Origin of the sequence: Leclercia sp. W17, assembly GCF_003336325.1 — a bacterium.
In the GTDB taxonomy this organism is placed as follows: domain Bacteria; phylum Pseudomonadota; class Gammaproteobacteria; order Enterobacterales; family Enterobacteriaceae; genus Enterobacter.
Map to the genome: position 1 here is coordinate 36,057 of NZ_CP031101.1, position 15,105 is coordinate 51,161.

A 15,105-nucleotide genomic window follows, 5' to 3' on the forward strand; every position below is an offset into this window, starting at 1 on the left:
GGCAAAAATCAGCTCGGGAGACATTGATACATGCTGGCCTTCTTAAATCAGGTGCGCAAGCCGACCCTGGATCTGCCGCTCGATGTGCGGCGCAAAATGTGGTTCAAACCCTTCATGCAGTCCTATCTGGTGGTCTTTATCGGCTACCTGACGATGTATCTGATCCGCAAGAACTTTAACATTGCCCAGAACGACATGATCTCCACCTACGGGCTGAGCATGACCCAGCTGGGGATGATTGGCCTCGGCTTCTCCATCACCTACGGGGTGGGGAAAACCGTTGTCTCTTACTATGCGGACGGCAAAAACACCAAGCAGTTCCTGCCGTTTATGCTGATCCTCTCGGCCATCTGTATGCTCGGCTTCAGCGCCAGCATGGGCGCGGGCTCCGTCAGCCTGTTCCTGATGATCGCCTTCTACGCCCTGAGCGGCTTCTTCCAGAGTACCGGCGGGTCGTGCAGCTACTCCACCATCACCAAATGGACACCGCGCCGCAAGCGTGGTTCGTACCTCGGCATGTGGAACATCTCCCACAACCTCGGCGGTGCCGGTGCGGCAGGGGTGGCGCTGTTCGGCGCGAACTACCTCTTCGACGGCCACGTGATCGGCATGTTTATCTTCCCGTCGATTATCGCCCTGATCGTCGGCTTTATCGGCCTGCGCTTCGGCAGCGACTCCCCGGAATCATACGGTCTGGGTAAAGCCGAAGAGCTGTTTAACGAAGAGATCAGCGAAGAGGACAAAGAGACCGAAGAGAACGAGATGACCAAATGGCAGATCTTTGTTGAGTACGTGCTGAAAAACAAAGTCATCTGGCTGCTCTGCTTCTCCAATATCTTCCTGTACGTGGTGCGCATCGGTATCGACCAGTGGTCAACCGTGTATGCCTTCCAGGAGCTAAAGCTCTCCAAAGAGGTGGCGATCCAGGGCTTCACCCTGTTTGAAGTGGGCGCGCTGGTTGGCACCCTGCTGTGGGGCTGGCTCTCCGATCTCGCCAATGGCCGTCGTGCGCTGGTTGCCTGCGTCGCGCTGGCGCTGATTATCGCCACGCTGGGTATTTATCAGCATGCCAGCAACCAGTACGTCTATCTCGCCTCCCTGTTCGCGCTCGGCTTCCTGGTGTTTGGTCCGCAGCTGTTGATCGGCGTGGCGGCGGTCGGCTTCGTGCCGAAAAAAGCGATCGGCGCCGCCGATGGGATTAAAGGCACCTTCGCTTACCTGATCGGCGACAGCTTCGCTAAGCTCGGTCTGGGGATGATTGCCGACGGCACGCCGATCTTCGGCCTTACCGGCTGGGCAGGCACCTTTGCCGCGCTGGATGCGGCAGCCATCGGCTGTATCGTCCTGATGGCGATGGTTGCGGTGCTGGAAGAGCGCAAGATCCGCCGCGAAAAACGCGTACAACGTTTGAAAGCAGCCTGAGTGTGCAGGTAACTTCTTGCCCGGCGTGATGCCGGGCTTTTTTACATTCTCACCCCGATTACCTTACCCCGCTTTACACATCCGCTCCGTCCTATGCTCTACAGTTTTAGTTTGCTGCCGCCTTTCGCGCAGCCTTAGCCCCTTTGCTAACGGAGAGCTTGCATGTTGACCCGACGATTATCCTGCCTGGCGCTGTTGATGGCGCTGGCCTCACCCGCGTTGGCGGCCGATACCCCCACCTACGGCGAGAAACTGGAAGGTTTTGACTACGCCTGGCCGGTGAAACACTTCACCTTCACCTCGCAAAATCAGTCGCTGGATATGGCCTATCTGGACGTAAAGCCGGAAAACGCCAACGGCCGCACCGTGGTGCTGATGCACGGTAAAAACTTCTGCGCCGGCACCTGGGACGGCACCATCCGCGCCCTCACCGCCAGCGGCTACCGCGTGGTGGCTCCCGATCAGGTCGGTTTCTGCAAATCCACCAAGCCGGAGCGCTATCAATACACCTTCCAGCAGCTGGCGGATAACACCCATGCCCTGCTGAAAGAACTGGGGATCGATCGCGTTACCGTTATTGGTCACTCCACCGGCGGCATGCTGGCGACCCGCTACGCGCTGATGTGGCCCCAGGAGGTGGAACAGCTGGTGATGGTTAACCCGATTGGTCTGGAGGACTGGAAGGCGCGCGGCGTGCCGCACATTACGGTCGATCAGTGGTATCAGCGCGAGCTAAAAACCAGCGCCGACGGCATCCGCCAGTACGAAAAAAATACCTATTACGCCGGAGAGTGGAAGCCGGAATATGAACGCTGGGTCACCATGCTCGCCGGGCTGAATAACGGGCCGGGTAAAGAGCGGGTGGCCTGGAACTCGGCCCTGCTCTACGACATGATCTACACCCAGCCGGTGATGTATGAATTCAGCGAGCTGAAGATGCCGGTATTATTGATGATCGGTACGAAGGACAATACCGCCATCGGCAAAGATCTCGCCCCGCCGGAAATACGTAAGACGCTGGGCAACTACGCGGTGCTGGGCAAAGAGACGGCGAAGCGTATCCCACACGCCACGCTGGTGGAGTTTGACGATATGGGTCATGCCCCGCAGATGCAGGATCCCGAACGTTTCCATGAGGTGCTGTTGAAGGGGTTACAGACGCAGTAACGCTTCATGCGGCAGGTATCGGTTTTCCCCGGCCCGATCCACTGTTTGTTGCTTTATTAATACGACGTTACCTGCTGTTGACGCGCCACGTTTCCCGATATCATGCATGGCTAATCGTAAGGAGAGTGCATGGTCTGGATAATGCTGGCTACGCTGGCCGTGGTATTTGTGGTGGGCTTTCGCGTCATGACGTCGGGTTCCCGGCGCGCCATTCGTCGTCTCAGTGAACGGCTGGGGATCACCCCCGTGCCGCTGGAGTCGATGATCGACCAGTTTGGCAAAAGCGCCGGCAATGAGTTTATCCGCTACCTTGAACGTCCCGACGAGGCGCATCTGCTCAATGCCGCGCAGGTGCTGCTGATCTGGCAGGTGTGCATCGTCGACAGCAGTGAAAACAACCTGCAGAACTGGTATCGCCTGCTGCGCAAGGCGCGTCTCGCCGCGCCGATCACCGATGCGCAGGTTCGCCTGGCGCTCGGTTTTATGCGCGACATGGAGCCCGATCCCTACGAGCTTAACGCCTTCCAGCTGCGCTATAACCAGCTCTTCCTGCCGGAAGAGGGGGTTTTCTTCCTGCACTGATTAAACATCGCCCGGTGGCGCTACGCTTACCGGGCCTGGAAAACCCGTAGGCCGGTGCAAGCGCAGCGCCGCCCGGCAAAAAGTGCCAAAAGTTGTCAAAACGTTAAATGGATCACATTTAAACTGTTAAACTGCGCGGCTTTCCCGCTCGTTTTCTCCTCAGGTGATGCCATGACAGAACAGATCCAATCCGCCCCTTCGCCCCATGCCGACGCGGTTTCTCGCCCGAACTGGTCGGCGGTTTTTTCCGTGGCGTTTTGCGTCGCCTGCCTCATTACCGTGGAGTTTTTGCCGGTCAGCCTGCTGACGCCGATGGCGCAGGATCTGGGCATATCTGAAGGGCTGGCGGGCCAGTCGGTTACCGTTACTGCGTTTGTGGCGATGTTTGCCAGCCTGTTTATCACCCAGGCGATCGGCACCATTGACCGTCGCAAGGTGGTGATCCTGTTCAGCGTGCTGCTGACCCTCTCCTGCCTGCTGGTCTCCTTCGCTGAAAGTTTCACCCTGCTGCTGTTAGGGCGCGCCTGCCTCGGGCTGGGGCTCGGTGGGTTCTGGGCGATGTCCGCTTCGCTCACCATGCGGCTGGTGCCGGCGCGCACCGTGCCGAAAGCGCTCTCGGTCATCTTCGGGGCGGTCTCCATCGCGCTGGTGATTGCCGCACCGCTGGGCAGCTTCCTCGGGGGAATTATCGGCTGGCGCAACGTCTTTAACGGTGCTGCGGTGATGGGCGTGCTCTGTATTCTGTGGGTCTGGAAGGCGCTGCCGTCGCTGCCGGGCGAAGCCGCGCACCACAAGCAGAACATGTTCAGCCTGCTGAAACGCCCGGGCGTGCTGGCGGGGATGACCGCCATCTTTATGGCCTTCGCCGGGCAGTTTGCCTTCTTTACCTATATCCGCCCGGTGTTTATGACCATGGCCGGGTTTGACGTCGATGGCCTGACGCTGGTGCTGTTAAGCTTCGGTATCGCCAGCTTTGTCGGCACCTCGCTGTCGTCGCAGTTCCTGAAACGCTCCCTGAAGGTGGCCCTGGCGGGGGCGCCGCTGGTGCTGGCGGTCAGCGCGCTTGTACTCATCCTGTGGGGCAGCGACAAGTGGGTCGCCTCGGCGATCGCCATTATCTGGGGCTTTGCCTTTGCGCTGATCCCGGTGGGCTGGTCGACATGGATCACCCGCTCGCTGGCCGATCAGGCGGAAAAGGCCGGGTCCATTCAGGTGGCGGTGATCCAGTTGGCGAATACCTGCGGTGCGGCGTTGGGCGGCCTGGCGCTGGATAATTTAGGGCTCACCTCACCGGTGGTGATTTCCGGCACCCTGATGCTGCTGACGGCGCTGCTGGTAGCCGGGAAGGTGAAGGCGCAGTAAGTTTTTGGCCCTCTCCCCGCCGGGAGAGGGCATCAGGCTACGACGATGTCTGAGCTCTTCTTCTCGAATCCATCGAAATCAGCACCACCGACGACACAATCAGCAGCGTGCCCAGCCAGTCCGGCAGGGTAAACGCCACTCCCAGTAAAATCACCGACAGCAGGGCGCTGCTCAGCGGCTCGGCGCAGCTCAGAATGCTCGCCTTTGGCCCGCCAATCATCTGCGCGCCTTTCAGATAGAGGCTGAAGGTCACCGACGTGCCGATCACCACCAGATAGAAGAAGGCCAGCAGCAGGCTGCCGTCGATAACGAAGGTAGTGCCACGCCCGGCATAGAACGGCGTCAGCATTAACCCGGCCAGCAGCATACTCCAGCCGACGATCGGCAGGGTGCCGTAGCGGGCAATCAGCGCTGAGGGGTAAGTGGTATAGAACGCCGCGGCGAAGGCGGAGGCGATGCCCCAGCAGAGCGCAGCAGGGGAGATGGTCAGCGAAGTTGGATCCCCGTGAGTGACCAGTAAAAAGGTGCCGATGAGCGAGGTCATGATCGCCGCCAGCACGAAAATCCCCGGGCGCTTTTTACGCGCCAGCGCAAACCACGCCACGATAATGGTCGGGGAGAGGAACTGCAGCACGGTGGCGGTGGCGGCGTTGGATTTTTCAATCGTCACCAGGAAGGTGAGCTGGACGATCAGCGCCCCGAACAGGGAGAAAATCAGCAGGCTAAGGGCATCTTTGCGATTTTTGATGACCGAGAAAATCTTGTCGCCGTGAATGAATGAGAGTGTCAGCAGGATCACGCCGGCAAACAGCAGGCGAACCATGGTGAGGTAAGGCGAGGAAATATGACTTTTCTCCATGATGTACTGCGCGCAAACCCCTGAGCTGCCCCATAAAATGGCGGCGATCAGGACGTTCAGCATCCCTTTACGTGTGGAACCCATGTTCTCCCCTGCGATATTGGCTTTTCAAAGGCCAGCAGCATAACACGGGGCCTGCCGGGTGGCGCTACGCCTACCCGGCCTACAAAACCTTGTAGGCCCGTGCAAGCGCAGCGCCGCCGGGCGCAGCAGGGGTTAGAACCAGGCTTCCCACATCGCGCCGACGTTGAAGTCGTCGAGCGTTTCGTCCTGGGTGTTGTTCACGCGGGCGGTGCGTTCGTTATCCACCTTGCCGCCGGTGACGTAGAAGCGCAGCATCGGACGGAATTCCGGGCCCATAGCGATAGACATGTTCTGCGACAGGGTCAGCTTCCAGCCTTTGTTATCGCCGCCGTTGTCGTAATCAACATGCTGCCAGCCCGCTTCCAGCCAGGTGGAGTGAACGTCGTTCCACCAGTGCATCGGACGCACGATGGCGTTGTAGTTCTTACGGTTGTCGGTGTTGTCACGGCTGTTGTCATAGTCGTGGAAGGCCAGAATGTACTCCACCTGGGTCGCCGGGGTGAACTTGTGCAGCCCTTCGAAGCTGGCGTACACCGTGGTCAGATCCTCGGTTTTGTTGAACACGCTGTTGTCAGAGTTATCAGAGTAACGGGCGATCACTTTGTTCACGCCGCTGTCGTTGGTGTGGCTCAGCACCACGCCACCCTGCCAGGCGTTGGTGCGCTCTTCGGTGTCGATGGCTTTGGAGTCAAAGCCGTAGTTGGCGTACAGCTCCAGATCGATCGGGCCGAGCTTCATGCCATGAATTTTGGAGGTGGCCGCGTAGTTGCCCTTGTCGCCGGTGCCGGAGCCGCCGGTACAGGTGATGCGCGACGGGTTGGCTTCATCGTCCATCACTTCCGGGCTACAGGATTCCACTGCCGCCACGGTGGCCACATCAAACTGCACGCCGCCGATGTCGAAGTTCTTCACCCCGGCACCCTGGCCATCGTGGTTCATCCAGAAGTAATCGTTGATGCCCTGTTGCGGACGCTGGTGGAAGTCACGACCGGCCCAGATATAGGCGTTCGGGTTGGATGCCAGAATATTGGTCACCCCGGCGTAGGCTTTTTTCAGGTTAACTTCGTCGCCCCAGTGGTCAATCATCACGTTGACGTCCCAGATGGCGCCGTTCTCGCCCCTGAAGGCTTTGGAAAGCTGGAACTCGCCGCCGTTGCTTTCGTTACCCAGACGACCAATCGCCGAGGCGCCGTTATAGGAGCCATCTACGGCAACGTATTTCTGATCGGCGGCCTGGAAGTGGGCGCCGTAGCGGGCATAACCGGTAAATTTAATGCCGAACGGGATCGCCATATCCGGAGACTGCGCGGCGCTTTGCGGTTCGTTGATGACGTCGGCTTTTTTCGCTACCGCGGCATCCATTTTTGCCTGGCGTTCTGCCAGCGCTTTATCCACCGCTTTGGCGACAATGGCGTCGATTTGCTCCTGCGTAAATTCTTGTGCGAGTACAGAAATCGGGCAAAGCGCGGCGATAACCGCCATTGTTAATGGAAGTTTTTTAATCATATTCATGGTTATCTCAATATATATTTAAATTTTATTCAGACAATAACCATCCCGTTCCGCATTGACAAAATATGTCGCTATCATCAGAACAAGTTGATTTTATTTTTTCGGGCACAGAGGGTTTACACTATTATCGTAAAGCTATCTCCATCACTGATATTTAAATATTAGCGCTGGTATAAATGAATAATCTCTTCGGATAATTCACGGGCCAGCAGCGAGTTCATTAAATGATCCTGAGCATGCACCATAATTAAGGTCATCGGTTGACGGGCTTCGCCTGCGTCCTGTTCGATGAGTTTGGTCTGCATATGGTGCGCCTGGCGCGCGTAGCCATCGGCTTCGCGCAGCAGGCTTTTCGCTTCGTCAAAGTTGCCCTGCCGCGCAGCATGCAGTGCTTCAAAGCACAGGCTGCGCGACTGACCAGCATTGACGATGATTTCCATTACTGCTTCTTCTAAGGCAATCATCATCTTCCACTCTATTTATCGAAACTATTATTCAGAGAGGTTTCGGCAAACCATTCTCCGCTCTTTTTAATGGTGCGTTGCTGCGTTTCTAAATCGAGCTGGACAAAGCCATATCGGTTTTTATACGCATTGCACCACGACCAGTTATCAATAAATGTCCACATATGGTAGCCAAGGCAATTACAGCCTTCGCTAATACCTTTATGCAGCCATTTAAGATGTTCAGAAATAAATTCGATACGATATTGGTCGTTAATTTGACCGTTCTCAATAAAACGCTGCTCGTTTTCAACGCCCATACCATTTTCAGAAATAAAACAGCGTGGGTTGCCGTAATTATCGCGCAGGTTAATAAGAATATCGTAAATACCTGGCTCGTAGATTTCCCAGCCGCGATGCGGGTTCATTTTGCGGCCCGGCATCTCGTAGCTGTCGAAGAACCACTCTGGCATAAACGGCGCGTTGGGATTAATGGCCGTATCACGGCATTTCACCCGACGCGGCTGGTAGTAGTTAATGCCCAGCAGGTCGATTTTACCGTCGGCAATCAGCGCGCTGTCCTCTGGCAGACAGGCTGGCAGCTGATCGTGCGCTTTCAGCATCGCCACCAGATCCGCCGGGTATTCACCACACAGCACCGGGTCGAGGAAGCTGCGGTTAAACAGCAGATCGCAGTGGTGCGCGGCTTTCACATCCGCCGGGTTCTGCGAACGCGGATAGGACGGCGTCAGGTTCAGCACGATGCCAATCTCACCGGCATAATGCCCGGCGCGGAAGGCGCGAACCGCCTGCGCATGGGCCAGCACGGTGTGATAAGCCACGGTGGCGGCGCGACGGAAATCGACCACGTTCGGGTAGTGGAAGTCATACAGATAACCGCCCTCTACCGGCACAATCGGCTCGTTAAAGGTAAACCAGTGCATTACCCGATCACCAAAAAGCTCAAAGCAGGTTTCTGCGTAGCGGGCATAGGCCGCGACCACATCGCGGTTTTCCCAGCCGCCAATCTCCTGCATCGCCATCGGCATGTCGAAGTGGAACAGGGTGATGAATGGCGTAATGCCCTGGGCGATCAGTTCGTCGATCACCTGGTTGTAAAACGCCACCGCTTCCTGGTTCACTTCACCGGTACCTTCCGGGATCAGGCGCGCCCAGCTTATCGAGGTGCGAAAGCTATTGTGGTTCAGCTGCTTTAACAGCTGAATGTCGGCTTTCCAGTGCTGATAAAACGTGGAGGTATTCTGCGGCCCCACCCCGTTGTGAAAGCGATTTGGCTGTGTGGCGAACCAGTGATCCCAGGTGGTTAATCCCTTGCCGCCGCCCTGGCTTTCCCCTTCGGTTTGCAGTGCAGAACAGGCGCTACCCCACCAGAAGTTTTCGGGAAATGCATATTTCATAAAACGTCCTCTTTGACTTAATTGCCGACGGTCTCTGCTGCACCTACAGACGCCTGCGCTTTCTGCTCTTCGGTTTTCACCAGGGAGCGCTCATAAGCACGCAGGAAAGGTAAATACATCAGCGCCGACATCACCATACAAATGACGCACATCACCACCGGACTCAGGGCCCAGTTTGCCGCCCAGGAGGCGCCAATCGGAGCCGGCGTCGTCCACGGCGTCAGCGACACAACCTGTGCCAGCCAGCCGAGTTTGGTGGCGGTATACGCCAGACAAGCGTTGATCATCGGAACGAACACGAACGGAATAAACAGCATCGGGTTCATGATGATCGGCGCACCGAACAGAATCGGTTCGTTGATATTAAAGAAGCTTGGCACGATGCCCATTTTGCCGATAGTGCGCAGGTGCGTTGCACGGCTACGTAGCAGCAGGAAGGCCAGCGGCAGGGTAGAGCCCACACCGCCAATCAGCAGGTAGTGATCCCAGAAGCCCTGCAGATAGACGTGTGGCAGCGCAGCGCCAGCAGCCAGTGCGGCCTGGTTGGCAGAAAGGTTAGCCATCCAGAACGGGTTCATGATGCCGGTGACAATCAGCGCGCCGTGGATACCGGCAAACCAGAAGATCTGGCACAGCAGTACGGAGAGCAGAATGGCAGGCAGGGAGTCAGAGGCGGAAACCAGCGGCTCCAGCAGGTGCATAATCGCCTGCGGGATAATCATCCCGGTTTGCGCTTCGATAAACAGGTTCAGCGGGTGCAGCGTACCGATTATCACTACCACCGGGATCAGGATCTCAAACGAGCGCGCCACACCGGTTGGCACTTCCTTCGGCAGGCGGATCGTGACGTTATGATCTTTCAGCCAGGCGTAAACGCGGGTGGCATAGATAGAGGTGATCAGCGCGGTGAAGATCCCCTGGCCCGACAGATACTGGGTGGAGATTTTACCGTCGGCATAGGGCGCGGCGACCAGCAGGAATGCCATAAAGGCCAGCAGGCCGGACATTACCGGGTCGAGATTAAACTGGCGGCCCAGGCTGGCGCCAATCCCTACCGCGATGAAGAAGGTCATCACGCCCATGCTGAGGTTAAACGGCAACATCAGCTGGTCGCGGTAGGTTTCAGAGAAATCGAGCCAGCCGCGGGCAAAGCTGTTGGTGGTGTCCGCGGAGAACGGCGGGAAGATGAACACCAGCATAAACGAGCCGATGATCATAAACGGCAGCGCGGCGGTAAAGCCGTCGCGGATGGCAATCACGTACTTCTGCTGGCCCAGCTTGCCTGCCAGCGGCGCGATGGACTGCTCAATGACGGCAACCATAGATTGATATAACGAACTCATGAGAACACCTTCTTAGTGTGCCGCTTCGATGAGCGACAGAGCATAGTCCAGCACTTTATCGCCACGTTGCATACCGTAATCCATTGTATCGATGGACTGAACGGGTATGCCCTGAGTGGCAGCCTTGTCTGAGAGCGTTTTTAGCATGTATTTGACTTGCGGTCCGAGAAGCACGACCTGATATTGCGGAAACTGTGTATCAAATTCTGAAACACCGTACGCATCGATTTTGACGGGGATTCCGCGTTCTTCCGCGGCTTCGACCATTTTCCGTACCAGCAGACTGGTAGACATCCCGGCAGAACAGCACAGCATAATCTTGAACATCGACAACCATCCTCAAAATGTAAATAGTTATTGCGGAGATGATTGGATAACATATGGAAACCGGTTTCCATGCATATAAGACAGAAGTGTGACAGCCATCAAGATCCATTACTTATAGGGGCTGTTTATCGGATTTGGGTCACATATTTTGGCTGCTTTTGCATCACTTAGAGTGGAAACGGAAAATCGGTTTCCATAGAAAACGGAAACAGATATACTCCTGAGTGGCTATAATATGAGCCGAAGTGGAATCAGGAATTACAGGGGCCTGGAGAGACCTGTCAGGGGATAAAGATGTCTACAATCAACGATGTATCACGTCTGGCCGGGGTGTCCAAAGCCACGGTATCACGGGTGTTGAGCGGGTCGCGCGGCGTGAAGGAAGCCAGCCGTCAGGCCGTACTGAAAGCAGTTGAAGAGCTGAACTACCGGCCAAACGTGATTGCCCAATCGCTGCTGAGCCAGACAACCGGTTGTATCGGCGTCATTTGTGCGCAGGACAACATTAACCAGACTACGGGTTACCTTTACGCGCTGGAAAAACACCTCAGCCAGCACCAGAAGCACCTGCTGCTTCGCTTCGCCAATACCAAAGCCGAAGTCATGAGCGCGCTGGATGAACTCTCTTGCGGGCTATGCGATGACATTCTGATTATTGGCGCCCGTTTCCCGTTGCAGATCGATCAGGAGAACGTCATCCTGGTGGATTGCATGGAAACCAATAACGTCAATAGTATCCAGTATGACCACGCTTTTGCCGCGGAAACCGCCTGTAATTTCCTCGCCAGCCAGGGGCGACGCCAGATTGCCCTGATCCACCCGTACGGCAGTGGTTTTGCCGATCAGGTGCTGCTGGGCTACAAGCATGGGCTGGAAAAGAACTTCCTGCCGTTTAATCGCAACCTGGTCTTTATGGAAGCCACCTCTTCCTCCGTGGCCCTGCAGGAGCTGCTCAACAACGCCTCCACGCTCAACTTCAACGCCTTGCTGGTGGCCGACGAGCAGGAAGCGCAGCGGGTGATCCCCCAGCTCCAGGCGTTCAACCGATCGGTGCCGGGCGACATCATGGTCTTCAGTCTGGCGGGTTCACTGCATCTGCCGGGCATTCCAACCATTCCGGCGATTGAGTACTCAATGGATGCCATGGCGGCACGGATCGTCAGCTGGCTGAATGAGAAGACCCAGATGCTGGGTTCGTATGTGCTGCGCGGGGATTTAATTATTCCGGATGTGCGTCGCTAAAATATTAAGGGGGCTATATGGCCCCTTTATGCGTAATCAGTAATCCTCCATGCAGTCCACCTGACTGACAGCATCCCAGTAACCCTCCTGGTTGTTCCGCTCCATCGCCACCACCGCGTTTTTGACCAGCATCTGATTCGCCTCAGACGCCATGATCATCGCCTGCCACTCTTTATCGGTTTGCTTGCGTTGTGGGGCACAGGCTTTCTTCACATCCTTTAAAACCGCCTGTTTCATCTGCTCTAACTTTGCCGGATCGTTCATTTCCTGAGCATGAACGAAGGCGGCGAAAAGCAGGCAGAAGATGAGGCAAAACAGGTGCGCTGACTTCATGGAAACCTCCGAAAAAAACACACACGTTTATGAAATATATCGTTACATCCGCCTTTGCGACCCAAGCCGAAAGTATTAATTTTGCCAATAGTTGCGCAGGGGTACGACTAAGCGTAGCCGCAGAATTTGCCTGAGAGGAAAGCGCAGAAAAAAATGTGTGACGGCTGGCGGGTGACAGGTAATAAAGGGTGATGCGACTCGCGAAGGTACTTTTCCGTTGATTGCACTTACATTTTTAACCCGCACGGAGCCAGAATTTGGCGTTTGTATCCCGGGCGGAGTATGCGATAGTCGATCTGCAACGTAACGGGGGATTGATATGCAACTGAGTATTACCGACACCATTACTGAACACGAACAGGAAGAGTTACTCCAGCTACTGCGGATCTATAACAGCCAGTTTATTGATTTTTCCCGCGTGGGGAGCGATCTCGCCGTCTATGCCCGCGATGACAGCGGCAACATGCGCGGCGGACTCATCGGCAACCGCCAGGGCGAGTGGCTGAACATCAAATACCTGTGGGTATCCGATGAATTGCGTGGTAGCGGGCTTGGCAGCCAGCTGATGCAAGCCGCCGAAGCCGAGGCCCGGAAGCAGGGGTGCCGACATGCACTGGTGGACACTTTCAGTTTCCAGGCGCGTCCGTTTTATGAAAAGCAGGGCTATAAGCTGGAAATGACGCTCAACGATTTCCCCTATCCGGGAATACAACGACATTACCTGTCGAAGGCGCTTTAAGCGCCAATACCGCCGCCCATCACCGCCAGAGCATGGCGCACAATACGTTCCGGCGAGAGGGCGCTTAACCTCTCGTCATTGCGCATGCGCGAAAAGGGTACCAGCACCAGACTCAACAGGGTGGTAAATAAAAGCTCCGGCGCCAGATCGCGGTTCAGTTTACCCTCCTGCTGCCAGCGGGCGACGGTATCCAGCGTCCCCTGATATTTCTCATCGCCAAAGCGGGCTTGCAGATGCGCACGCAGCACCGGCATTTCACCGATCACCTCCTGCATCCACAGCGGCGCAAACCAGTGATGCTCTCCGGCCAGTTCGGCCAGCTTTTCCACCATCAACGTCAGGGCGGTGACCGGATCGTCCGGGTGAGCGCTGAAAAGCGTCGCGATGGCGCTGCGAAGCGGTAGAAAACGCTCCTCGATCATCGCATCAAGCAGCTGCTCCCGAGAGTTGAAGTAGTAGTGCAGCATCGCTGGCGTCACGCCTGCTTCTTTGGCAATGGCGTTAAGGGAGGTACGGGCAATCCCCTGGCGCGTAAAGAGATCGAGGGCGATATCCAGCAGCTGCTCCCGGCTGGTGGCGGTGGGTTTGCTTCCGCGTGGGCGTCCGGGGCGGCGAGCCTGTGGCGTAGGGTCGGAATTATCTTTATGTGCTGACATGCGCGGGGGATCCCTTGACCTGATTCATAACTTAGATAAATATTAATTATACGATTAATTAATTTCAAGCGGTGTTTATGGTCTCCGATTCAACAACGCAAACCAAAAACGCGCCCCCGGTGCGGCTGCTCTTCAGTGCGCTCCTGCTGGTGATGCTGCTCTCGGCCCTCGATCAGACCATCGTCTCCACGGCGCTGCCCACCATTGTGGGCGAGCTGGGCGGCCTGGATAAACTCTCCTGGGTCGTGACGGCCTATATTCTGAGCTCCACGATTGTGGTGCCGCTGTACGGTAAGTTTGGCGATCTCTTTGGCCGCAAAATCGTGCTGCAAATCGCGATTGTCCTGTTTCTGGTGGGCTCCGCCCTGTGCGGGCTGGCGCAGAACATGACCCAGCTGGTGCTGATGCGCGCCCTGCAAGGGCTGGGCGGCGGGGGGCTGATGGTGATCAGCATGGCGGCGGTGGCGGACGTTATTCCCCCCGCGGAGCGTGGCCGCTATCAGGGCTTATTCGGCGGGGTCTTTGGACTCGCGACGGTGATTGGTCCGCTGGTCGGTGGTTTTCTGGTGCAGCACGCCTCCTGGCGCTGGATTTTCTACATCAACCTGCCGCTGGGGCTGTTTGCCCTGCTGGTGATTGGCGCGGTCTTCCGCGGCAGCGCGAAGCGCAACAAACATGAGATCGACTATCTGGGGGCGATTTACCTCAGCATGGCGCTGCTGTGCATCATCCTGTTTACCAGCGAAGGGGGCACGGTACGCGAGTGGAGCGACCCGCAACTGTGGTGCATTCTGGCCTTTGGCCTGACGGGTATCGCCGGGTTTATCTACGAGGAGCGTCTGGCGTGGGAGCCGATTATTCCCCTGTCGCTCTTCCGGGATCGCAGCTTCCTGCTGTGTAGTCTGATTGGCTTTATTATCGGCATGTCGCTGTTTGGCTCAGTCACCTTCCTGCCGCTCTATCTGCAGATTGTCAAAGAGGCGACCCCGACCCAGGCCGGTTTACAGCTGATCCCGCTGATGGGCGGACTGCTGCTGACCTCAATTATCAGCGGGCGCATTATCAGCCGCACCGGGAAATACCGCCTGTTCCCCATCCTCGGTACCCTGCTGGGTGTGGTCGGTATGGCCCTGCTCACACGGATCACCATCGAATCACCGATCTGGCAGCTTTACCTGTTTACCGGCGTGCTGGGGGCGGGGCTGGGTCTGGTGATGCAGGTGCTGGTGCTGGCGGTACAGAACAGCGTCTCATCCAGCCAGTACGGTGTGGCCACTTCGGGCGTGACCCTGTTCCGCTCCATCGGCGGGGCGATTGGCGTGGCGCTGTTTGGCGCGGTCTTCACCCACGTATTGCAGTCGGGCCTGATGGCGCGGCTCCCCGAGGGGACCGAACTGCCGCGGGAGATGAACCCCACCGCCATTCATCACCTGCCGGATGCCCTGCGGCTGGACTACCTGGACGCCTTTGGTTCGGCCATTCATGCGGTGTTTTTGATGGCTGCCGGGATTATGGTGCTGGCCTTTGTGCTGTCGTGGTTCCTGCGCGAGGCGCCGCTGCGCAAGCGGGAGGCTTAAGGTTAGTGGGTCTGCTATTTGTTGCGAGTCGCTTTCCGA

Annotated in this window: 15 protein-coding genes; 7 read left to right on the plus strand and 8 right to left on the minus strand. The window is 56.9% G+C overall.

Annotation, left to right across the window (positions count from 1 at the left end; genetic code table 11):
* Positions 1–30 precede the first annotated feature (30 nt).
* The 4 genes from uhpT to nepI all read left to right on the plus strand — a co-directional run bounded on the left by uhpT (position 31) and on the right by nepI (position 4,533).
* On the plus strand, positions 31–1,422 hold the full coding sequence (uhpT, locus tag DVA44_RS00175; protein WP_103177659.1) for a hexose-6-phosphate:phosphate antiporter: 1,392 nt from the start codon (positions 31–33) through the stop codon (positions 1,420–1,422).
* Between the two features lie 162 nt (positions 1,423–1,584).
* Complete coding sequence (locus DVA44_RS00180) at positions 1,585–2,589, plus strand: alpha/beta fold hydrolase (RefSeq protein ID WP_114385488.1); 1,005 nt, start codon at positions 1,585–1,587, stop codon at positions 2,587–2,589.
* Positions 2,590–2,718: 129 nt separating this feature from the next.
* Positions 2,719–3,171, plus strand: a complete 453-nt coding sequence (locus DVA44_RS00185; RefSeq protein ID WP_114316301.1) for a DUF1198 domain-containing protein — start codon at positions 2,719–2,721, stop codon at positions 3,169–3,171.
* 171 nt (positions 3,172–3,342) lie between these two features.
* Positions 3,343–4,533, plus strand: a complete 1,191-nt coding sequence (gene nepI / locus DVA44_RS00190; protein WP_114388353.1) for a purine ribonucleoside efflux pump NepI — start codon at positions 3,343–3,345, stop codon at positions 4,531–4,533.
* A gap of 37 nt (positions 4,534–4,570) precedes the next feature.
* Here the strand turns inward: nepI and DVA44_RS00195 are convergent, their stop codons facing one another.
* The 6 genes from DVA44_RS00195 to DVA44_RS00220 all read right to left on the minus strand — a co-directional run bounded on the left by DVA44_RS00195 (position 4,571) and on the right by DVA44_RS00220 (position 10,519).
* Entirely contained in the window at positions 4,571–5,476 is a 906-nt protein-coding gene (locus tag DVA44_RS00195; RefSeq protein ID WP_114316300.1) for a DMT family transporter, read from the minus strand.
* Between the two features lie 132 nt (positions 5,477–5,608).
* On the minus strand, positions 5,609–6,988 hold the full coding sequence (locus tag DVA44_RS00200; RefSeq protein ID WP_114385489.1) for a carbohydrate porin: 1,380 nt from the start codon (positions 6,986–6,988) through the stop codon (positions 5,609–5,611).
* 161 nt (positions 6,989–7,149) lie between these two features.
* Entirely contained in the window at positions 7,150–7,452 is a 303-nt protein-coding gene (locus DVA44_RS00205) for a PTS lactose/cellobiose transporter subunit IIA (RefSeq protein WP_072250852.1), read from the minus strand.
* A gap of 11 nt (positions 7,453–7,463) precedes the next feature.
* Positions 7,464–8,849 (minus strand): glycoside hydrolase family 1 protein, encoded by a 1,386-nt coding sequence (locus DVA44_RS00210; protein ID WP_103177667.1) that lies wholly within the window; start codon positions 8,847–8,849, stop codon positions 7,464–7,466.
* A 17-nt stretch (positions 8,850–8,866) separates the two neighbouring features.
* Entirely contained in the window at positions 8,867–10,192 is a 1,326-nt protein-coding gene (locus DVA44_RS00215) for a PTS sugar transporter subunit IIC (protein WP_103824275.1), read from the minus strand.
* Between the two features lie 12 nt (positions 10,193–10,204).
* Positions 10,205–10,519: a PTS sugar transporter subunit IIB gene (locus DVA44_RS00220; protein WP_103824276.1), complete on the minus strand. Its 315-nt coding sequence runs from the start codon at positions 10,517–10,519 to the stop codon at positions 10,205–10,207.
* A gap of 294 nt (positions 10,520–10,813) precedes the next feature.
* Between DVA44_RS00220 and DVA44_RS00225 the strand changes: the two genes are divergently transcribed.
* A complete protein-coding gene (locus DVA44_RS00225) occupies positions 10,814–11,761 on the plus strand; it encodes a LacI family DNA-binding transcriptional regulator (RefSeq protein WP_103824277.1) in 948 nt (315 codons plus the stop codon).
* A 36-nt stretch (positions 11,762–11,797) separates the two neighbouring features.
* On the opposite strand, the gene DVA44_RS00230 is transcribed toward DVA44_RS00225, so the two are convergent.
* Complete coding sequence (locus DVA44_RS00230; RefSeq protein WP_114388354.1) at positions 11,798–12,094, minus strand: YicS family protein; 297 nt, start codon at positions 12,092–12,094, stop codon at positions 11,798–11,800.
* Between the two features lie 319 nt (positions 12,095–12,413).
* Between DVA44_RS00230 and DVA44_RS00235 the strand changes: the two genes are divergently transcribed.
* The gene (locus DVA44_RS00235) at positions 12,414–12,833 is read left to right on the plus strand and encodes a GNAT family N-acetyltransferase (protein WP_103824278.1); all 420 of its coding nucleotides are present in this window, start codon (positions 12,414–12,416) and stop codon (positions 12,831–12,833) included.
* Here DVA44_RS00235 and DVA44_RS00240 read toward each other — a convergent pair.
* Positions 12,830–13,489 carry a TetR/AcrR family transcriptional regulator gene (locus DVA44_RS00240; protein WP_114385490.1) on the minus strand — a complete coding sequence of 220 codons (660 nt, stop codon included), beginning with the start codon at positions 13,487–13,489 and terminating at the stop codon, positions 12,830–12,832. The two genes, DVA44_RS00235 and DVA44_RS00240, sit on opposite strands and share 4 nt — an antisense overlap.
* Positions 13,490–13,566: 77 nt before the next feature.
* On the opposite strand from DVA44_RS00240, the gene DVA44_RS00245 reads away from it, so the two are divergent.
* On the plus strand, positions 13,567–15,066 hold the full coding sequence (locus DVA44_RS00245) for an MDR family MFS transporter (protein WP_114385491.1): 1,500 nt from the start codon (positions 13,567–13,569) through the stop codon (positions 15,064–15,066).
* Positions 15,067–15,105: the final 39 nt, after the last annotated feature.